The organism is Proteus alimentorum (assembly GCF_002607735.1).
Lineage (GTDB): Bacteria > Pseudomonadota > Gammaproteobacteria > Enterobacterales > Enterobacteriaceae > Proteus > Proteus alimentorum.
The window spans coordinates 1-20,803 of record NZ_NBVR01000031.1 but is presented as its reverse complement, the minus strand read 5'-3'; the positions used below and the strand labels follow the sequence as shown (position 1 = coordinate 20,803).

The following is a 20,803-nucleotide window of genomic DNA, read 5'->3' as shown; positions in this document are numbered from 1 at the left end:
GTTAGACCTCTTGTTGGCACCCTAACCAGCCTTCTCGACCCGGAAAGTCAGATCGAACAACTTTACCCATCGGAAGCGTTTCTTTATCTTGTGGTAATAAATCGCTTAACGGACAGAATTCGATGCCTTCATTTGCAATCATTGCCAGTAACTGCTCAAATTGAGCGGCTTTTGACATTCCTTCAACTTCGGTGTGGATAGTATAAACAGGTATTCCACTGTCTTTTTTGATTTCATCAATAATAAATTGATTAAAATCTTCATCCTTTACCTTTGTACCAACAACTTCATCATAAGTTGGTAATGTTACTGGAATTTGCACCGTACCGATAGAACCATTTTCTAAAATAGGCCTAAAGGGATGCGTTCCTCGACAATCGCTATTGTAATCGAATTGAAAAGTTTCTTTAACTGTTAATACGCGTTCATCTGCTCGCCATCCAGCAACTGCCGAACATTTTACAGGGTTTTCAAGTGCTTTTTCCAGTGCTTCAACACCTAAACGAACTTGTTGCATTAATTCTTCTGTTGACCAGCGCCCAACTTTTGCTTGCCAACTTTGATGATCCCATGAGTGCAAGCCAACTTCATGCCCCGCATCTTGGGTTTCTTTCATCAAATAACCTAAATTTTTAGCTATTTTTTTGCCCGGCCATGCCGTTCCTGCTAATAAAATATCTAAGCCATACAGTGATGCAGCATTAGATCTCAGCATTTTCCATAAAAATTTGGGCTTTAAAAGGCGCCATAAATGGCGCCCCATATTATCTGGACCCACACTAAAGAAGAAGCTGGCATGAATGTTATGTCTGGCAAATACATCCAGCAGTTGTGGAATACCTTGTTTCGTTCCTTGATAAGTATCCACATCAACTCTCAAACCAACTTTCTTCATTATTTATTCCTATTTAGTGCCTAATTCTTCAACTGCGCCACGTAAGAAGAAATCTAATGTTTCTTCTACTGTTTGACGAGTTTCAATACTTGGTTTCCAATCCAATAAACGCTCTGCATTTTTAATGCTTGGCTTACGGTGTTCAACATCTTGGTAGCCTTTACCATAGTAACTGCTACTTTCAATTTTCTTAAAGCCTGCAAATGGAGGGAAATGACCACGTAACTCATGTTTTTCAAAGCAATCTAACAGCATTTCTGCTAATTCGCGAATACTTGCTTCGTTAGTTGGATTACCAATATTGATAATTTGACCATCACATTTGTTATCACGGTTTTCAATAATACGGAATAAAGCTTCAATACCGTCATTAATATCAGTGAAACAACGTTTTTGCTCACCACCGTCAACCAATTTAATTGGTGAACCTTCGACTAAGTTCAGAATTAACTGTGTGATTGCACGAGAGCTACCGATACGTGCTGAGTTTAAGTTATCTAAACGAGGTCCCATCCAGTTAAATGGACGGAATAATGTAAATTTCAGACCTTCTTTAGCACCATAAGCCCAAATAACTCGGTCTAATAATTGTTTAGAAACAGAGTAAATCCAACGTTGTTTATTGATTGGACCAACAATCAGACGTGAATTATCTTCGTCAAATTCTTTATCATCACACATACCATAAACTTCTGATGTGGATGGGAAAATAATACGTTTATTATACTTAACGCAATAACGTACAATTTTTAAGTTTTCTTCAAAGTCTAATTCAAATACACGTAATGGATTACGGGTATATTCAATTGGTGTAGCAATAGCTACTAATGGCAGAATAACGTCACATTTTTTAATGTGGTATTCAATCCATTCTGTATGAATGCTCACGTCACCTTCAATAAAGTGGAAACGTGGATTACCAATAAAGCGTTCAATTGCAGAAGAACCGATATCCATACCATAGATATCATAGTTGTCATCTTTCAATAGACGCTCTGTTAAGTGGTTACCAATAAAGCCATTCACACCTAAAATCAGAACACGTTTACGACGCTTAACTTGTGCCGTTGCTTTTGGTCCAACGCGAACATCCGTCACAATGCCCATTTCTGCCGCTAAACGACTTCCTTGAACATAAAGCCCATTTTCGCTTTGACCCGTAACAACTTCGATTGCACCTGTCGCACACGCAATCACTAATGGCTCTGTTGAAATAACAGTACCAGGACGTTTACCTTGATTATCAGCAACAGCACGTGAACGCCAGATAATCATTTTACGTTCACCTAAGAAAGTGAATGCGCCTGGGTATGGTTCAGTAACAGCACGCACTAAGTTGTGGACTGTTTTTGCATCTGCATTCCAGTCAATTAAACCATCATCAGCACAACGACGGCCAAAATAAGTTGCTTGGCTTTCATCTTGTGCAGTTGTTGAATAATCACCTGATGCAATGTGTGGTAATGCGCTAGAAAGTAACTTATCAGCAGCTTCTCTTACTTTTTCATGTAAAATCAGAGAAGTATCATTATCTGCAATGGTGACTCTTTCTTGAGCAACGATATCACCTGCATCAGCTTTCGCTGTCATTTTATGCAGAGTAACACCTGTTTCTGTTTCACCGTTCACGATCGCCCAGTTAATTGGTGCACGACCACGATATTTTGGTAATAAAGAACCGTGTAAATTAAACGCGCCTTTAGGTGCCAAATTCAGGATCTCATCACTTAACATGTGACGATAATAGAAAGAAAAAATGACATCAGGTTTCATTTCACGGATACGTTCAATCCACAATGGGTGATTGACATTTTCGGGTGCAAATACTGTCAATCCCATTTCTGCACTCACACGAGCAACAGATGAGAAGAAATGATTTTCATTAGGATCGTCAGTGTGGGTAAATACAGCCTGAATATCATAACCTGCTTTTTCAAGTGCTTTTAAACCAACACAGCCAATATCGTGATAGGCAAATACTATTGCTTTCATTAGTCTTTTTCCTGATCTTCGTTGGGTTTATTAACGCCAACCACTTTTTGGATAAAATACCGAGGACGCGCTCTTACATCATTATAAATTCGGCCTATATACTCACCTAATAAGCCCATTGCAACGAACTGCGCTCCGATAAACATAAATAAAATTGCAAAAAGTGTGAATACACCTTCAGCAGCCCACATTGCACCGAAAATAATACGTAAAATAATCAACAATAAGGCTAAGACAAAGCCAGATACAGCGATCACACTGCCGACGATGCTTAATAAACGTAATGGTGCCGTGGTAAGACAAGTTAATAGGTCGTACATTAAATTAATCAGCTTTAAAAAACTGTATTTTGAGTCGCCATATTCACGCTCTGCGTGTGCGACATCAATTTCAATAGTACGACGAGCGAATGTATTCGCAAGAATAGGGATAAATGTGCTTCTTTCGTGACACTGTAACATCGCGTCAACAATATGGCGACGATAAGCGCGCAACATACAACCGTAGTCTCCCATAGAGCGACCTGTTGCTTTAGTGATCATTGAATTGATCATTTTTGAAGCGGTTTTTCGAAACCATGAATCTTGACGGTTACGACGACGAGTTCCGACAACGTCATACCCTTCTTCCGCAGTCGCGACAAGTCTTGGGATCTCTTCTGGTGGATTTTGTAAATCAGCATCCAATGTGATCACTAAATCACCATCCGCCTGATTAAAACCCGCCATAATTGCAGAATGTTGGCCGTAATTGCGATTTAAAATAATTGCAATAACGTGATTTTCTTCAATTGCAGCGGCTTCTTCTAACATCTTAGCTGAATTGTCACTGCTACCATCATCAACAAGGATCAGTTCATATTCTTGTTCTAATTGTTTACAGCTTTTGATTGTGCGTTCTAAAAGCTGAGGAAGGCTCTCTTCCTCGTTATAAACGGGGATTACAACCGATACTTTCTTGATTTCATCAAATGTTGACACTTAAATATGCTCCGAAAGAATTTCATTGATCACATCTACAACGCGAATAACATCTTTATTATTCATATCAGGAAACAGTGGCAGCGAGCATAACGTTGCAGAGTTCCATTCTGATTGAGGAAGGGATAAAGAAGGATAGCGCTCACGATAATATTTTTGTGTGTGCGCTGCACGAAAATGAAGCCCTGTACCAATCTCTTTTTGCTTCAATTTCTCCATAAAGGTATCACGATCAATACCACAGGCATTTTTATCAACTCTCACCATAAATAGGTGATTTGCATGTAAATGTGAATATTCAGGGACACTCAACATTTCTAATGGAGAATTTTTGAGTTTTTCACGATACAGTGCAACTAACTCAGCACGTTTAGCATTCATTTCATCTAAACGTCCCAATTGCACCACAGCAATTGCTGCATGAATATCAGATAAGTTGTATTTGTAGCCTGGTTCAACAACTTCTGCTTGAGGTTTACGACCTTGAATTTGTCTATCAAAGGCGTCCACCCCTAAACCGTGGAATTTTAAGCAACGTACTCTATTGGCCAATTCGTCATTATCAGTAACAACCAACCCGCCTTCTGCACAAGTTACGTTCTTAATTGCATGGAAAGAGAAAATGGAGGTTCCTTTTTCACCAATCCATTCATTTTTATAGCGAGTACCAATAGCATGCGCGGCATCTTCAATAAGCGGAATTCCTGCATCTTGTGCAACTTTTCTTAATGCATCAAGATCGCAAGGTGCGCCGGCATAATGAACGGGAATAATCGCTTTTGTTCTCGGTGTAATCGCTTTTTTGACATCTTCTGCACTCACCATCAAGGTATCACGGTCAACATCAACCATCACCGGCTCTGCGCCAAGTAACGTAATGATGTTTATCGTTGAAACCCAAGTTTGTGATGGTGTGATAACTTCATCACCAGCGCCAATTCCCATCGCCATTAAAACAACATGCATACCCGCAGTGGCAGAGCAAATTGCGATAGCATGTTTGCTACCAAATTTTTCACAAAAATCTTGCTCTAATTGATGATTTTGAGGGCCTGTTGTAATCCAACCTGAACGCAATACATCCTCAACGGCTTTGATTTCTTCATCGCCAATCGCAGGGCGAGAGAAAGGAAGGAAATGACTCATAAAAATGTAGCCTAATTAATGAATAAATAAAAAACAATTATATACAAACTATTGTTCACCGACATCCGTCTTATTAAGAAAACATTAAAAAAACCTTAATAATTACTTGGGGATAAGCTTAACAATAGTCATATTATGGCAAAACCTGCCAATCAATATGATCAACATCATTGATACACTTGATATTTGTATTAAATGTAGTTGATAATAATTTTTCGTCCAATAAGAGTGCAGATGCGCCAGAATTAACCAAATATCCATTTTTCATGAGCCAAACTCTGTCTGCTTTTTGATAGGAATGATTCAAATTATGTGTACTCATAATAACGGCACCACCTTGTTGGCAAAACTTATCAACCCACTTGTCAAAAATCGCCAACTGTACGACATCTAAATTATTCATTGGTTCATCAAGTAAGATTAATTTCCCTTTTAAATCATAACTTGACCATAATTGGATGAATGCACCAACAATTCTAACCCTCTGCCATTCACCTCCCGATAAATGATGAATGTTCTTTGACAATAATTTGTCAATTTTAAAATCATTTAACAACATATTTAATTGCTGAACATCCATTTTCGACAATTTATGATATAGCGAGAGATAATGAAAAACAGGCATAAATGACAAAGCTTCCAATTGTTGTATAACAATGCTCTGCATTCTAGAAAGATCATCATATTTATAATGTCTTATTGAAGTTTCGTTTAGAATGATTTTACCACTAAATGGCAACTCTCCCGCAATGGCCATTAAAAGTGTGCTTTTTCCTGCACCATTAGCACCAATTAAGTGGACACGCTCCCCATAATTGACTTGTTCTGTAAATACGTTAAGTCGATTATCAACACTTAAATTATCAAGTTTAAGTAACGCCATATTACAAACGTCCCATCTCTTTTGTTGCCAATAGCCAGATAAATAAAGGCGCACCAAGCGTTGCGGTAATCACACCAATCGGAACTTCTGCACCATTTAACATCAAGCGAGAGAATAGATCAGCAAGCAATAACAATCCGCCACCGGCAAACGCACATGCTGGTAATAACGTTTTATAATGGGTTAATCCACATAGTCTTAATAAATGCGGTACAACAAGTCCAACAAAGCTTATCGCGCCCGCTAAAGCAACACTCAGTCCTATCAATAACCCAACGGCTAAAATAAACCAATTTCGCCATTGATTAACGGATATCCCTAATTGCTTTGCCCTGAATGAACCCAGAGATAAATAATTAAGAACATCGGCTTGTAGAATAAGAATTAAGACAATGGGTATAAGAGCCCAAAATAAGATTTGATGACGCCAATCAATGCCACTAAAACTTCCCATCAGCCAATACATTAATTGTCTTAAATCCAAAGCTGAACTGAAATAAACTAGCCAAGTCATTATCGCGCTTGCCATAACACCTAATGCCACACCAATTAATAGTAATTGAGCATTAGATAGCTTTTTTATTCGAGTAAAAAACATTAATAAGAGAGTAATCCCCAGTGCACCGAATATTGCTGCACTACTTATCAACCAAGGACTTAACCCAATTTGTAAAACAATAAGTAATACAACACACACTCCCGCACCACTGCTTACGCCTAATAATCCAGGCTCTGCAAGTGGATTTTGGAATAGCGCCTGCATAATTGCACCCGCAATTGCTAGGCTGGCACCCACAGTCACTACTGCAAGTATTCTTGGTAAACGGATCTGCCAAACAAATAAATGAGCTTCATCTGTTAGCCATTGATGTGGAAATAACGAAATCTCACCGACAGAGAGGGAAAAAATAAACAAAAAACATAATACTAATACCATTAAAAACAGCTTTTTTCTGTCGTCAATGCGTTGTCTTTTAGTCAATTTAATAAGAGGATTAACTTCTTTATTCATTTCATTCCCTATCCATGCAACAACAGCGCTTACTATTTTTATTTATAAAATAATTTTTTAGCAACATAACATGTTCGCATTCAATGATGAAAAACTAAATTTAAAACATGTAAGCCAGCCTCTAATAATGAAGAAGAAATTGAGATTAACTATCACAATGTTGATGCAAATAAGAGAAAAATGAAAGAATCAGAATAAGGGATGAGCATAAAAAGAAAGATAATGAAAAAATAAAAATACTTCTTCCAAATAGAAATATCCATTCAGATTATATTGATAAATATAAACATCCCAATACGCTTATCATCAAAATAAGATACAAGTAATAATGATAAAAAAACGGCTTTCAAAGAAAGCCGTTTTGGATGTTTTTTAAATCTTATTCTTTTGGTGTTGCGCTCTCAACCCGGCTTTTTAACTTTTGTCCTGGGCGGAAAGTAACAACACGGCGAGCTGTAATAGGAATGTCTTCCCCAGTTTTCGGATTACGACCTGGGCGCTGATTTTTATCACGCAGGTCAAAGTTTCCGAATCCAGACAGCTTCACCTGTTCTCCATTTTCAAGAGAACGACGCACTTCCTCAAAAAAGGATTCTACAAGGTCTTTTGCATCGCGTTTGCTAACACCAAGTTTTTCAAACAAATTTTCTGCCATTTCAGCTTTTGTAAGCGCCATAGGTCTAGTCCCTCAAGGATGCTTGGAATCGCTGTTTCAATGCTGCTACACAGTTACTCACTGTTGCAGCAATCTCATCTTCTTCCAGTGTATGCTCGATATCCTGCAAGATTATGCTAATAGCGAGGCTTTTATAGCCCTCTGCTACTCCCTTACCACAATACACGTCAAATAAGTTTATGCCAACTATTTGATTTCCGCCAACTTTCTTACATTCGGCTAAAATATCCTCTGCAGCGACATCATTCGGAACAACTACAGCGATATCTCTACGATTCGAAGGGTAACGAGAAATTGCTTTTGCTTGTGGTAAACTGCGATTTGCAATTGCATTCCAACGTATTTCGAATACTACCGTACGACCGTTTAAGTCAAGTTTACGTTCAAGCTCTGGATGAACAACGCCAATACAGCCAATATATTCATTTCTCAGATAAATCTCAGCACTTTGTCCCGGATGAAGTGCTGAATGATTAGCTGGTTTAAATGTAATTTCATCTAGCTGGCCTGTCAATTCCAGAATTGATTCAATATTACCTTTCAAATCAAAGAAATCAACAGTTTGCTTCTCTAAATTCCAATGTTCTTCATAACGGTTGCCCGCGATCACACCAGCTAACATAAGTTCCTGACGTATTCCATATTCTGCTTGATTATCAGGAACAAAACGCAGACCTGCTTCAAATAACCTAACTCTCGATTGTTGACGATTCTGATTATATACAGTCGTAGTCAATAATCCGGTTAATAGAGACAGTCTCATTGCTGACATATCCGCTGAAATCGGATTAGGCAGAATTAAGGCTTCTTCATTTGGATGTAATAAAGATTGAACCTTCGGATCAACAAAGCTATAAGTAATGGCTTCTTGGAAGCCATTGTCTACTAGCATTGTTTTAACACGTTTTAATGACAAGTTCGCTTCGCGATGGTTGGTCATCACCAAATCAGCGCGTAATGGCACATCAGGAATATTGTTGTAACCATAAATGCGAGCAACCTCTTCAATCAGATCTTCTTCGATTTGAACATCGAAACGCCATGAAGGAACGGTTGCTAACCAGCCATCATTTTCAACAGAAACGTTGAAACCTAAGCGAGTTAATGAATCCAGAACTTGTGCATCATCAATCACGTGGCCTAATAAACGGTCTAATTTTTTACGTGTTAATTTGACTGGTGCAATATTCGGTAAATGGGCTTGATTGGTTACATCAATGACTTCACCAACTTCACCACCGCAAATTTCTAGCAGTAGCTTGGTTGCACGCTCAATTGCATTGTATTGCAGCTCAGAATCAACGCCACGCTCAAAACGATGGGAAGCATCAGTATGCAAGCCATAACGACGTGCACGGCCTGTAATGGATAATGGAGAGAAGAATGCACACTCTAAGAAGACATTTTTCGTTTCTTCATTAACACCTGATGATTCACCGCCGAAAATACCCGCCATACCTAATGCTTGTTTTTCGTCAGCAATAACTAATACATCTTCTTTTAATGTAATTTCATTGCCATCAAGTAAGGTCAGTTTTTCACCTTCTTTACCCATACGAACAACAACAGCCCCTTCAACGCTATCAAGATCGAACGCATGTAGCGGTTGACCCATTTCAAGTAGAATGAAGTTGGTAATATCAACAATTGGGTCAATAGAACGAATGCCACCACGACGTAACTTTTCTTGCATCCATAAAGGTGTTTTGGCTTTCACATTTAGATTAGTGAAAATACGACCTAAATAACGTGGACACGCTTCTGGCGCTTCAACACGTACAGGGAATGTTGCTGAAGAAGTTGCCGCAACAGGCGACATATCTGGTACTTGGCATTCCATTTTGTTGATAACAGCGATATCACGAGCAACACCTAAAATGCCTAAGCAATCAGCACGATTTGGTGTAATGCTAATTTCAATCGCATTATCATTTAATTTTAAGTATTCACGAATATCCATGCCAATCGGTGCATCAGCAGGTAATTCAATAATACCTTCATGATTTTCTGAAATTGCTAATTCAGAAAATGAGCACAGCATACCTTCAGAAGGTTCGCCACGTAGTTTTGCTGCTTTAATTTTGAAGTCGCCTGGTAATACAGCCCCTACTGTTGCAACCGCAACTTTTAGGCCTTGGCGGCAGTTAGGTGCGCCACAAACGATATCGAGTAATCTGTCACCGCCTACGTTAACTTTCGTTACACGTAATTTATCGGCATTAGGGTGTTGCCCACATTCAACAACTTCACCTACAAATACACCGTTAAAATCACCAGCAACAGCTTCAACGCCATCGACTTCAAGGCCAGCCATTGTCAGTTGTTCAGAAAGCGCTTCGCTACTAATCGCTGGGTTTACCCACTCACGTAACCAAAGTTCACTGAATTTCATGAGATAATCCCACCTTATTTAAACTGTTTGAGGAAACGAAGATCGTTTTCGAAGAATGAACGCAAGTCGGTGACACCGTAACGTAACATAGTCAGACGTTCCATACCCATACCGAACGCAAAACCTGAATAAACTTCAGGATCGATACCTACATTACGTAATACATTTGGGTGAACCATTCCGCAACCCAACACTTCTAACCATTTACCATTCTTACCCATTACATCGACTTCTGCAGAAGGCTCTGTGAATGGGAAATAAGAAGGACGGAAACGAATTTCCATATCTTCTTCAAAAAAGTTTTTCAGGAAATCGTGTAGTGTTCCTTTTAAATTGGTAAAGCTAATGTCTTTATCAACAATTAAGCCTTCAATTTGGTGGAACATTGGTGTGTGAGTCTGATCGTAGTCATTACGATATACGCGGCCCGGTGCGATGATGCGAATAGGTGGCTGTTTATCTTGCATGGTACGAATTTGTACACCTGACGTTTGTGTACGCAGTAAACGTTTTGCATCAAACCAGAAGGTATCGTGATCAGCTCTTGCTGGGTGATGTGCAGGAATATTCAACGCATCAAAGTTATGATAATCATCTTCGATTTCAGGGCCAGATTCTACAGAAAACCCTAATTCGCCAAAGAAAGTTTCAATACGTTCAATTGTACGAGTTACTGGGTGTAGACCACCGTTTTCAATACGGCGACCAGGCAAAGACACATCGATTTTCTCAGCAGATAAACGTTCGTTTAATAATGCTGATTCAAGATAATCTTTACGAGTATTCAGCGCTTGCTGAACCTCTTGTTTAGCCTGATTAATGACAGCCCCTGCAGCTGGACGATCTTCCGCGGGTAAGTCGCGCAGCGTGGACATCTGAAGCGTTAAATGACCTTTTTTCCCCAAGTATTCAACACGAACCGAATCCAGCGCAGCAACATCCTGTGCCTCTTCGATAGCTGCTTTAGCTTGAGCAACGAGTTCAGCGAGATGTGGCATCGTTTCCTCTTCCTTTGACCTGATGAGGTCTATTAGTTGTTATCAATGATGACGAATAAAATTGCCCTTTTTGGTTTCTAACCCAAGATGGGATCTGAAAACAAAAAAGCCTCCATATTGGAGGCTCAGGCGCTACTTTTCGTTTCTTTTCTTACGCGCAAAAGCCCCCTTGAATTAGGCGCTAAAGTAAAAAAAGAAACGGAAAAAAGCGATATTTAACATTGATAATGTCTCTTAAAATATTAACTTATTGAATATATATCATTAAGCCACAAATTTAGACAAAATAAAAGAGGGAGAAAACTCCCTCTTCCATTGCTTAATTAATAATTAAGCCAGAGCACCTTTCGCTTTTTCAACTAAAGCAGCGAATGCTACTTTGTCGAATACAGCGATGTCAGCCAGAATCTTACGGTCGATTTCAATGGATGCTTTTTTCAGACCATTGATGAAACGGCTATAAGACATACCGTTCTGACGAGCTGCTGCGTTAATACGCGCGATCCACAGCTGACGGAACTGACGTTTTTTCTGACGACGGTCACGGTACGCATATTGACCAGCTTTAATTACAGCCTGGAAAGCTACACGATATACGCGTGAACGTGCACCGTAATAACCTTTAGCTTGCTTTAAAATTTTCTTGTGACGAGCACGGGCGATAACACCACGTTTAGCACGAGCCATATTAAACTCCTAAATGTCTATATTCTGTTAAAAAAGTGATACTTATGCGTATGGTAAGCAAGCTACGACCAGACCTAAATCTCCTTTAGAGACCATGCCTTTTGGACGTAAATGACGTTTACGCTTAGTTGATTTTTTAGTCAGAATGTGACGGAGGTTAGCATGCTTGCGCTTGAAGCCACCACCAGCAGTTTTTTTAAAGCGCTTCGCTGCGCCGCGTACTGTTTTAATCTTTGGCATTTCTATAATCCACTTCGCATTGTTAATAACATAAAATAATAAGGCGAATAGCAATCAGCCTTGAAAGGCTGACGCTATTACTTGAATTGCCCGACTATTTCTTCTTCGGCGCTAGCACCATGATCATCTGACGCCCTTCAATCTTATTAGGGAAAGATTCAACAGCAGCCAGTTCATCCAAATCTTCACGGATACGGTTAAGCATTTCCATACCGATTTGTTGGTGTGCCATTTCACGACCACGGAAACGCAGTGTGACTTTGGCTTTATCGCCATCTTCAAGAAAACGAATCAGGTTGCGTAGTTTGACCTGATAGTCGCCTTCATCTGTACCAGGACGGAATTTGATTTCCTTAACCTGAATAACTTTTTGTTTCTTTTTCTGTTCTTTGAGAGTCTTACTTTTCTCATAGAGGAATTTGCCGTAGTCCATAATACGACAAACCGGCGGCTCGGCATTAGGACTAATTTCAACTAAATCAGCACCTGCTTCCTCGGCTTTCTCAAGAGCCTCTTTCAGACTAACAACTCCAATCTGTTCGCCATCTAAACCTGTTAAACGAACTTCATGAGCGCGAATCTCACCATTGATGCGATTCTGACGCGTTGATTGAATTCTTTTTCCGCCTTTAATACCTTATTCCTCCAACTGATGAAGACTTCTGCTTCTAATTTCTTGCAGAAGCTTTTCTTTAAATTCGTTAACGTCGATACTGCCAAGGTCTTTTCCTCGACGAGTACGAACCGCAACTTTGCCTGATTCAACTTCTTTATCGCCACAGACAAGCATGTACGGAACACGACGTAAAGTATGTTCACGAATTTTAAAGCCAATCTTCTCATTTCTCAAGTCTGCTTTTGCACGAATTCCGGCATCTTGCAATTCTTTGACGAGTTTTTGTACATAATCAGCCTGTCCATCCGTGATATTCATCACGACAACTTGCTGTGGTGCTAACCAAGTTGGGAAGAATCCTGCGTATTCTTCTGTCAGAATACCAATAAAACGTTCTAAGGATCCTAGCACTGCTCGGTGTAACATAACAGGTACTTTACGCTCGTTATTTTCGGCAACATAAGATGCGCCTAAACGACCTGGTAGTGAGAAGTCTAATTGTACTGTACCACACTGCCATGCACGATCTAAACAATCGTAAAGTGTAAATTCAATTTTAGGGCCATAAAACGCCCCTTCGCCTGGCTGATATTCAAATTCGATATTGTTATCAGTTAAGGCTTTTGCTAAGTCTGCTTCAGCAACATCCCATAATGCATCTTCACCGATACGTTTTTCTGGGCGAGTAGACAGCTTAACAACGATTTTTTCAAATCCGAAAGTAGAATATACATCATAAATCAATTTGATGCAGTCATTTACTTCACTTAAAATCTGTTCTTCAGTACAGAAAATATGCGCATCGTCTTGTGTAAAGCCACGAACACGCATTAAACCATGCAATGCACCTGATGGTTCATTACGATGGCAACTACCGAATTCAGCCATACGTAATGGCAAATCACGGTAAGAACGTAAACCTTGTTTGAAGATTTGTACGTGACCAGGGCAGTTCATTGGTTTAATACAATATTCACGGTTCTCTGAAGATGTTGTGAACATGTTTTCTTTGTAGTTTTCCCAGTGACCTGTTTTTTCCCAAAGAACACGATCCATCATAAATGGACCTTTTACTTCTTGGTAATCATATTCTTTTAATTTACAACGTACAAATGTTTCTAACTCACGGAAAATAGTCCAGCCATCATTATGCCAGAAAGCCATACCCGGCGCTTCTTCTTGCATATGATATAAATCAAGCTGTTTACCAATTTTGCGGTGGTCACGTTTAGCGGCTTCTTCTAAGCGATCTAAGTAAGCTTTTAACTGTTTCTTATCAGCCCAAGCTGTACCATAAATGCGTTGTAGCATTTTATTATCGCTGTTACCGCGCCAATATGCACCTGCGATTTTCTGCAATTTGAAGTTATGACAGAAACGCATGTTTGGAACGTGTGGCCCACGGCACATATCAACATATTCTTGGTGATGATAAAGACCTGGTTGAGAATCTTGGCTAATATTTTCGTCAAGAATAGCAACTTTATAGTCTTCACCACGAGAAACAAATGTTTCACGAGCTTCAGCCCAGCTTACGCGTTTTTTAATAACGTCATAATCTGTTTTTGCCAACTCTAGCATGCGTTTTTCTAGAGTGTCTAAATCTTCCTGCGTTAGAGAATGGTCTAAATCCACATCGTAGTAGAATCCATTTTCAATAACAGGACCAATCGCCATTTTGGTGTGTGGCCATAATTGTTTAATGGCATGTCCCAATAAGTGGGCACAAGAGTGACGAATAATTTCAAGACCTTCATCATCCTTTGCGGTGATAATCGCCAGATTTGCATCATGTTCGATTAATTCACAAGCATCTACCAGCTCACCATTAACACGACCTGCAATACATGCTTTCGCAAGTCCAGGACCGATATCTGCAGCGACATCCATGACAGAAACTGCATTTTCAAATTGACGTTGGCTTCCGTCAGGAAGAGTAATAATTGGCATTTAAAATCCTTATTTACAGTGGTGACCCATACGCAAGATCACATGTAAGCTTTTTATTTCGTATATATTCAGTACGTTACGACAATTTCTCACTTTACCTCGCGAGGTTTGCACACAGTTATGTACTCATATTTATTTTATAAATATCCATAACATCACTGAGCCTTATCGTAACTCAGGGGGGATATTATCACAGACTGTAAAGATTTATACATTTATCTCATGGGTAATTTTAACGTTTCTTTTTTAATACACAGAGAGATAGAAATTTTTATTTAATTTATCTACTATAACAAATAAGCGGAAACCGTGGCTTTAAAAATAACATTTTCTGGGGCGGGCCAGAACCTTCGTTGTTAACATAAAGGTGTATAACGTGTTTTATCTAAAGCCCCGCTCTCGTAAATTAGTCTATGCTATTACCTTTGAAGCTCTCGCGATTTTATTAAGTACTGTTTTACTTGCAGTATTAAGCCAAAGCCAATCACATAATTCACTGCCTGTTGCAATCGCTGTTTCTGTTATTGCCTTGATTTGGAATTATATTTTTAATTCTTTCTTTGAATTGATTGAATCAACGCTAAAAATAAAAAAACGTACCGTCATGGTGCGGCTTATCCATGCAATAAGTTTTGAATTAGGTCTGTTCTTCTTTACCATTCCACTTTATATATGGTGGTATGATGTCGGTTTTATAAAAGCAATAAGTATGGAAATCACGATATTAGTGTTCTTCTTTATTTATACCTATTTATTCACACTCGCCTTCGATAAATTATGTCCCCGCGTTTATTCGACAGAGAATAAAGTGGTGTAATTGATTAATTTTGTCGATACTCAGTAGGGCTTTTATTAAAGTATTGGCGAAATGCCTGGCTAAATGCAGAGTGCGAATCATACCCTACTGTTAAAGCAATATTTTCAATATTTACTGATGTATATTTTAATAATTCAGCAGCTTTGCTAAGTCGCTGTTGAGTAACATATTGCATCACAGACACTCCTACCTCTGCTTTCATTTTTCGTTGCAACGTACTCGCAGATGTATTAAAAGCGAAAGCAATATCATGTGTTGTTAATGGTGTATGTAAGTTATTCGCTAACCAAACATCCAAATTATCGCGCCAACTTTTTTGTATTTTCATTTGAGCGAGTAATAAGCGAGTGATCGTTGAATATTGATCAGGAGATTGAGGATATTGATGTAGCCAGTCTAATAAACCAATGGCTGCTGGTGATAACGCAAATTGCCCACCTTTCTCACCTAATTGCCATTGCGAGGTTGCAGGGAGTTCTAGAATAAGATTTTTATTATCTATATTACCTGAAAAGGCATGATGAATAGTTGGAGGGATAATCAAACAGTTTTGACTGGAAATCAGAAAATCTTCTCGATTGAAATTAACTTCCATCGAACCTGAAAGCCCGAAAATAATCTGCCATAAATTATCATGCTGATGAGATACCGTCTCTTGTGTATAACATCGCAAATGCAATTGAGGTAATAACAAAAGACACTCCTTTATATCCATCCTGCTATTGAACAATTACTATATCAAAACTCAGCAGAACATCACTATTTAAGAGTGTCTTATCAAGATACTGATTTATGCTAAACGTGAACCATTTGCTAAAGGCAAATTAAACTCAGCCAATACAATTGCTCCCGTTTCATCAGGTGCCCCTGTAATTAAGACTTCAGATTTTATACCTGCAATGCGTTTAACTGGAAAATTACATACGCATAAAATGCGACGTCCCACAAGATCTTCAGGTGTATAGTTTACCGTAATTTGAGCACTTGAACGCTTTATGCCTAACTCGCCCAAATCAACTTCCATCACATAAGCGGGTTTATTAGCTTTCTTATTTATTTCTGCGCTAATAATCGTTCCCACTCTCATTTCTACACGTAGAAAATCATCCCATTCAATTAAATCTGTCATCTTTTTACCAATCGATTGTGTTTACGGTTATATCACTATTGTTGAATTATAGATTAACACGCATGATGCTGGCTCACCTGTGGTAAAACAGTCATTTTCTGTTGAGAAAGAATCACTCGCATTCTTTTTTCTCTATTTCCATCATTCTGAATTTGGCCTATTTTTTTAATAGCCTTTTAAATAACAATATTAATTCATAAATTTGTTATGTATAAAAAGTATTCTTAAAAAACGTATTTTTATTCCCCCCCAGAGAATATTTATGATGAAAAAGATAACAGAGTGGACAACACTAGAAGGAAATCTTGTGCGTTTAGTGCCTCTAAGTATGGAACACTACTCAGAACTTTATCAATTAATCGAGAAAGATAGGCCCGATGAGCTTTGGTATACCACCGTTCCTTCAGTAACAGCGTTACAACGCGATATTGAGCATAAACTTCAGTTGCAACAAAAAGGGTTAATGTTGCCTTTTACCATTATTTCTAAAGCTAATAACCGAGTGGTTGGCATAACAACCTTTATGAATATTGATAGCCAAACCCCAAGATTAGAAATTGGTTCAACGTGGTATACCAAAGAAGTACAAAGAACAGGAATAAACACAGAGGCTAAATATCTCTTACTTAAATATGCCTTAGAAGATTTGCAGTGCATTGCTGTTGAATTTCGAACTCATATATTAAATCAAACTAGCCGCAGAGCGATTGAGCGACTTGGTGCAAAACTGGATGGTATTTTGCGTAATCATAGATTAACAACGACGGGGCAAAAAAGAGATACTTGTGTTTATAGCATTACTGATTATGACTGGAGTTCGGTAAAGGCGCATTTAGAATGGCTTATGAAAAAATACTAATACACATTAAGAATATTACGAGGAAAATAACTATTATCTCGTTTAATTTGTTATCATAATTACTCCTTAATTATCTGTTATTGGGAGCTTTTATATTCCATGCACTCTGTTTACCAGTTTTTTCAGGCTATCGGTCTTGGTCTTATTTTGCTTTTGCCTTTAACTAATCCATTAACGACTGTTGCTCTTTGGCTTGGCCTTTCAGGCAATATGACAAAGGAACAGCGTAATCAACAATCCTTAATGGCGTGTGTGTATATTTTCCTCATTATGACCATCGCGTTCTATGCGGGACGGATCATAATGACAACGTTTGGTATTTCGATCCCCGGTCTTCGTATTGCAGGCGGAATGATCGTTGCCTTTATTGGCTTTAGTATGCTGTTTCCAAACACACCTAATGTCGATGATCCTATTTCAGACGATAACAATCCACATCGTAATCCCAAAGAGCCTAATATTGCCTTTGTTCCTTTAGCAATGCCAAGTACAGCAGGTCCCGGAACGATTGCAATGATAATCAGTACTGCGGCTTCAATCCCCTCACGTACTGATATTGCGCAATGGGTATTGTATATCGCCCCTGTGACAAGCTTCTTTTTAATTAGCGTCATTGTTTGGGTATCACTTCGTGGCTCCACCAGCATTATGAAGTATTTAGGTCACAGTGGTATAGACGCTATTTCTCGCGTAATGGGATTTTTATTAATCTGTATGGGTGTTCAGTTTATGATCAATGGCGTTCTTGAAATTATTGCTGATTTACCTGCTTTATTAAAACAGGCTCAAGCAGCCGCTAATTTGCCAGATTAATTATCACCTGCATGGTAAGCCGCTCTCACCTTTGCTAAATAACGTGGTGCTTGAGACGCCGGATGATTTTTTTCGACATAACGATAAAAATCATCCGCACTCATTGAATTAATTTTAGCGATAGCATTATCTCTATCTTTATCAAATGTTCTTAACAGAGCGCCAGCACCATTCACATAAGCAAGGATAGTGGCGTAATAAAGTGTTTCAGGATCGGCAATACCAACAAGGTGGCGCTCTCTTAATAATTGAATATAAGCTGTACCTAAATCGATATTAATGGCGGGATCTTTTAGTTGAGCCGTTGTTGGCTGCCCTATCTTACCTCTATTTTGGTAAACATCTCTTCCTGCAGTTGATGCTTTAATTTGCATTAATCCAACCGCATTTGATTTGCTAATTACTTCAGGTCTAAAGTTTGATTCAACTTGGATAATCGCCTTAATTAATGTTTCATCAACATCATAACGGCTTGATGCTTGCTGTATATGGTTATCAAAAGGTGTTGATTTCCATTGTGCCGTTGAGATTGAAGCATTATTAACGCGATTCTCTACTGGTTTTTGGCTTAAGAATCGTGATGTTTCTTTTTGAACAGGTTGACGAGCATGATCAGCACAACCAGCAAGAAGCAAAATTGCCAAAGAAAAGATGATTTTTACTTTCACGTTTTATCCTTTTGCATAAAGGGTTGTACAAAGACATATTTATATATCAATAAGCTATAGATATATTATTCTATTTTCACGCAAAAATGCATGCTAAAATATGGCAAAGCATGAGAAATAAATCAATCTATTACTACTTCTAGTCTGTGCGTTTTATCTCAAATTAGCCCTTTTCTTATACTATCCAAAAACTGGCTAGATCCGATATGAATCTCGCAAACTTAGCCCAAGAAGAAAAAGATAAAATTAATATCGAGTTAGCTGTGTCGGAAGTCGCATACAAAGAATGCCTCAATATGCCAGTTGTTGCGCCTGAAGTTGAACAACAACCCACACATTTGAGAGCGTACTTTAATGAACGATTGGCATTTTATAAAGAGAGAAGTAAGAAATTACCTGATAACAAGTCAGTGCAATATTTGAAAACATAATAGTGCCGATACTCAATGGAACTGACCGATTTATATAATCACTCAGTTATAAATTTTTGGAGTCTTATTGGTTTCCTGATTTTTTCTCTTACACTTATTGATAAAACATCATACTGACAATTAGTTGTATTACCCATCATACACCCTCACCCCAGGTGGCGTAGCATTATATATCACCATGACTTTTAACTATTTATTACGGCATATTCTCCATTCTCAGACCTAAAAACTGATTATACCTTTTTATAATCAGTTGATTACCATAATACTTTTATTGGTTTTGATAACCACATATTAGAGCGGTAAATATAATTCAGTAAGTATTCAAAATATTAGCTGGAGGAATAGGAATAAGTCATAAGTTAAAGGATATAGTGCAAAATCACAAAAAAACAGCATTTCATAGAAACATTATGATCGATATGATTATTTGAGAGAAAAACGAGAGACGCTTGATGCATCGAGCAAAAACTCTCATTACTTAAAAAGTATAATTATTTTTATCCATATAAGCCTAGACTATGATTTTTTAAAAAGCCTCAGCTAAGAGGCTTTTGATAAATAAAAACTAACTAAATAGCTGTACATCACTCTAATATTAATTTTGTTTTTCTGCGGCTAATACACCTACCCATGACTCCGCTTTTGCAGTTCCTAAAATATATTTATGATCATCTATATTTTCTGCAGAATTAACAAATTGAATATCCATTGCTGCTCTATCATTAGGAATGATACCATTTGATACATGCTGAGTAGGTGTTATTACTAAACTTTTAGTATTACCATCTATTTTAAATAATTCATTATTACCTATACGTGGGTCATTTTCAGTAATAACGCCTTTAACTATACCATTAGTATAATTCATTGTAATGTCTGCTGTTCTAACTACTGCGTTTATTTGATCAGATCTGTGATCTAAAGGGCCATATACAAAACCATCTTTTTTACTATACACAGCATTTAAATCATTAGGTACATTTTCAGCAATAAGGTCTTTTTCAATAGAATAAATATAAGAAGCATAACTTGCTGTTCTATCAGCATCTAATTCAATTCGATATCCATAATATCCAACATCACCCAACAAACTAAATTGATGAGAATCGCCTTTATCTGTTACGAAAGTAATTATTTTTTCTTCACTAGATAAATAATTTTCATATGGATCTTTTGAACCTTCAATATTATAAACAGGAATATTTTCTTTCCCATACTCCCAGTTAGATTGGTATATCTTATCTATCTTACTACCTGTATATACTTTTTCTTTATCTTTTGACAATAATTTCTGATCCACGAATATTTCTTTATTTACCACCTCATTCACTGCTTTATTCGCTTCTTTATTTACTTCTTTATTTTCCACTTCATTTACTTCTTTATTTACTTCTTTATTTACTTCTTCATTTACTTTTTCACTTACTTCTTTATTTAATTCTTCATTGACTCTTTTAGCCCCCTCTTTATTTAAACTAGATGTAGGGTTGTTAGATATAATATCGACTTTCTTTTCCTGAATAACATTATTATCTTTGTTCTCACTACCACCACTAGAACATCCAGCAATAATAAGAGGTAAAACAACAAAAGGTATGCTTTTTTTCATAATATAA

General features: G+C 37.9%; 22 protein-coding genes and 1 other annotated feature. Of the genes, 4 read left to right on the top strand and 18 right to left on the bottom strand.

Annotated elements, in window-relative coordinates; genetic code table 11:
• Window position 1: 1 nt before the first annotated feature.
• The 14 genes from arnD to thrS form a co-directional block, all read right to left on the bottom strand.
• Window positions 2–895 (bottom strand): 4-deoxy-4-formamido-L-arabinose-phosphoundecaprenol deformylase, encoded by an 894-nt coding sequence (arnD, locus tag B6258_RS10595; protein ID WP_099075226.1) that lies wholly within the window; start codon window positions 893–895, stop codon window positions 2–4.
• Between the two features lie 9 nt (window positions 896–904).
• Window positions 905–2,887 (bottom strand): bifunctional UDP-4-amino-4-deoxy-L-arabinose formyltransferase/UDP-glucuronic acid oxidase ArnA, encoded by a 1,983-nt coding sequence (gene arnA, locus B6258_RS10590; RefSeq protein WP_099075225.1) that lies wholly within the window; start codon window positions 2,885–2,887, stop codon window positions 905–907.
• The gene (arnC, locus tag B6258_RS10585) at window positions 2,887–3,867 is read right to left on the bottom strand and encodes an undecaprenyl-phosphate 4-deoxy-4-formamido-L-arabinose transferase (protein ID WP_072062577.1); all 981 of its coding nucleotides are present in this window, start codon (window positions 3,865–3,867) and stop codon (window positions 2,887–2,889) included. The genes arnA and arnC overlap by 1 nt, the downstream gene beginning before the upstream one ends.
• Window positions 3,868–5,013 carry a UDP-4-amino-4-deoxy-L-arabinose aminotransferase gene (arnB, locus tag B6258_RS10580; RefSeq protein ID WP_099075224.1) on the bottom strand — a complete coding sequence of 382 codons (1,146 nt, stop codon included), beginning with the start codon at window positions 5,011–5,013 and terminating at the stop codon, window positions 3,868–3,870.
• A 133-nt stretch (window positions 5,014–5,146) separates the two neighbouring features.
• The gene (locus tag B6258_RS10575) at window positions 5,147–5,896 is read right to left on the bottom strand and encodes a vitamin B12 ABC transporter ATP-binding protein BtuD (protein WP_099075223.1); all 750 of its coding nucleotides are present in this window, start codon (window positions 5,894–5,896) and stop codon (window positions 5,147–5,149) included.
• A 1-nt stretch (window position 5,897) separates the two neighbouring features.
• The gene (gene btuC / locus B6258_RS10570; protein ID WP_099075222.1) at window positions 5,898–6,908 is read right to left on the bottom strand and encodes a vitamin B12 ABC transporter permease BtuC; all 1,011 of its coding nucleotides are present in this window, start codon (window positions 6,906–6,908) and stop codon (window positions 5,898–5,900) included.
• A 379-nt stretch (window positions 6,909–7,287) separates the two neighbouring features.
• Window positions 7,288–7,584: an integration host factor subunit alpha gene (gene ihfA, locus B6258_RS10565; RefSeq protein WP_023582381.1), complete on the bottom strand. Its 297-nt coding sequence runs from the start codon at window positions 7,582–7,584 to the stop codon at window positions 7,288–7,290.
• A gap of 4 nt (window positions 7,585–7,588) precedes the next feature.
• Window positions 7,589–9,976: a phenylalanine--tRNA ligase subunit beta gene (gene pheT, locus B6258_RS10560; RefSeq protein WP_099075221.1), complete on the bottom strand. Its 2,388-nt coding sequence runs from the start codon at window positions 9,974–9,976 to the stop codon at window positions 7,589–7,591.
• Between the two features lie 14 nt (window positions 9,977–9,990).
• Window positions 9,991–10,974: a phenylalanine--tRNA ligase subunit alpha gene (pheS, locus tag B6258_RS10555; RefSeq protein ID WP_023582383.1), complete on the bottom strand. Its 984-nt coding sequence runs from the start codon at window positions 10,972–10,974 to the stop codon at window positions 9,991–9,993.
• A gap of 99 nt (window positions 10,975–11,073) precedes the next feature.
• Window positions 11,074–11,197, bottom strand: a sequence feature (Phe leader region).
• Window positions 11,149–11,196: a pheST operon leader peptide PheM gene (gene pheM, locus B6258_RS18560; protein WP_120655563.1), complete on the bottom strand. Its 48-nt coding sequence runs from the start codon at window positions 11,194–11,196 to the stop codon at window positions 11,149–11,151. (Overlaps the previous feature by 48 nt.)
• A 107-nt stretch (window positions 11,198–11,304) precedes the next feature.
• Window positions 11,305–11,661, bottom strand: coding sequence for a 50S ribosomal protein L20 (gene rplT, locus B6258_RS10550; RefSeq protein ID WP_006537111.1), 357 nt, complete (start codon window positions 11,659–11,661; stop codon window positions 11,305–11,307).
• Between the two features lie 42 nt (window positions 11,662–11,703).
• Window positions 11,704–11,901 (bottom strand): 50S ribosomal protein L35, encoded by a 198-nt coding sequence (gene rpmI / locus B6258_RS10545; protein WP_004263702.1) that lies wholly within the window; start codon window positions 11,899–11,901, stop codon window positions 11,704–11,706.
• 94 nt (window positions 11,902–11,995) lie between these two features.
• Window positions 11,996–12,535: a translation initiation factor IF-3 gene (gene infC / locus B6258_RS10540; RefSeq protein ID WP_099075220.1), complete on the bottom strand. Its 540-nt coding sequence runs from the start codon at window positions 12,533–12,535 to the stop codon at window positions 11,996–11,998.
• A gap of 3 nt (window positions 12,536–12,538) precedes the next feature.
• The gene (thrS, locus tag B6258_RS10535) at window positions 12,539–14,467 is read right to left on the bottom strand and encodes a threonine--tRNA ligase (protein WP_023582384.1); all 1,929 of its coding nucleotides are present in this window, start codon (window positions 14,465–14,467) and stop codon (window positions 12,539–12,541) included.
• A 376-nt stretch (window positions 14,468–14,843) separates the two neighbouring features.
• Between thrS and B6258_RS10530 the strand changes: the two genes are divergently transcribed.
• Entirely contained in the window at window positions 14,844–15,284 is a 441-nt protein-coding gene (locus B6258_RS10530) for a PACE efflux transporter (RefSeq protein WP_099075219.1), read from the top strand.
• Between the two features lie 4 nt (window positions 15,285–15,288).
• Here the strand turns inward: B6258_RS10530 and B6258_RS10525 are convergent, their stop codons facing one another.
• The gene (locus B6258_RS10525) at window positions 15,289–15,978 is read right to left on the bottom strand and encodes an AraC family transcriptional regulator (RefSeq protein WP_099075218.1); all 690 of its coding nucleotides are present in this window, start codon (window positions 15,976–15,978) and stop codon (window positions 15,289–15,291) included.
• 96 nt (window positions 15,979–16,074) lie between these two features.
• A complete protein-coding gene (locus tag B6258_RS10520; RefSeq protein ID WP_099075217.1) occupies window positions 16,075–16,413 on the bottom strand; it encodes a tRNA-binding protein in 339 nt (112 codons plus the stop codon).
• Window positions 16,414–16,678: 265 nt separating this feature from the next.
• Between B6258_RS10520 and B6258_RS10515 the strand changes: the two genes are divergently transcribed.
• Both B6258_RS10515 and B6258_RS10510 read left to right on the top strand, forming a co-directional pair.
• Complete coding sequence (locus B6258_RS10515; protein ID WP_099075692.1) at window positions 16,679–17,272, top strand: GNAT family N-acetyltransferase; 594 nt, start codon at window positions 16,679–16,681, stop codon at window positions 17,270–17,272.
• A 99-nt stretch (window positions 17,273–17,371) separates the two neighbouring features.
• On the top strand, window positions 17,372–18,085 hold the full coding sequence (locus B6258_RS10510) for a MarC family NAAT transporter (RefSeq protein ID WP_099075216.1): 714 nt from the start codon (window positions 17,372–17,374) through the stop codon (window positions 18,083–18,085).
• Here B6258_RS10510 and B6258_RS10505 read toward each other — a convergent pair.
• Entirely contained in the window at window positions 18,082–18,753 is a 672-nt protein-coding gene (locus B6258_RS10505) for a transglycosylase SLT domain-containing protein (protein ID WP_099075215.1), read from the bottom strand. The genes B6258_RS10510 and B6258_RS10505 overlap by 4 nt on opposite strands.
• 206 nt (window positions 18,754–18,959) lie before the next feature.
• On the opposite strand from B6258_RS10505, the gene B6258_RS10500 reads away from it, so the two are divergent.
• The gene (locus tag B6258_RS10500) at window positions 18,960–19,184 is read left to right on the top strand and encodes a DNA polymerase III subunit theta (protein ID WP_099075214.1); all 225 of its coding nucleotides are present in this window, start codon (window positions 18,960–18,962) and stop codon (window positions 19,182–19,184) included.
• Window positions 19,185–19,782: 598 nt separating this feature from the next.
• Here B6258_RS10500 and B6258_RS18185 read toward each other — a convergent pair.
• Window positions 19,783–20,803, bottom strand: a 1,021-nt coding sequence (locus B6258_RS18185) for a hypothetical protein (protein ID WP_206073621.1), incomplete at its 5' end; no start/stop codon positions are given.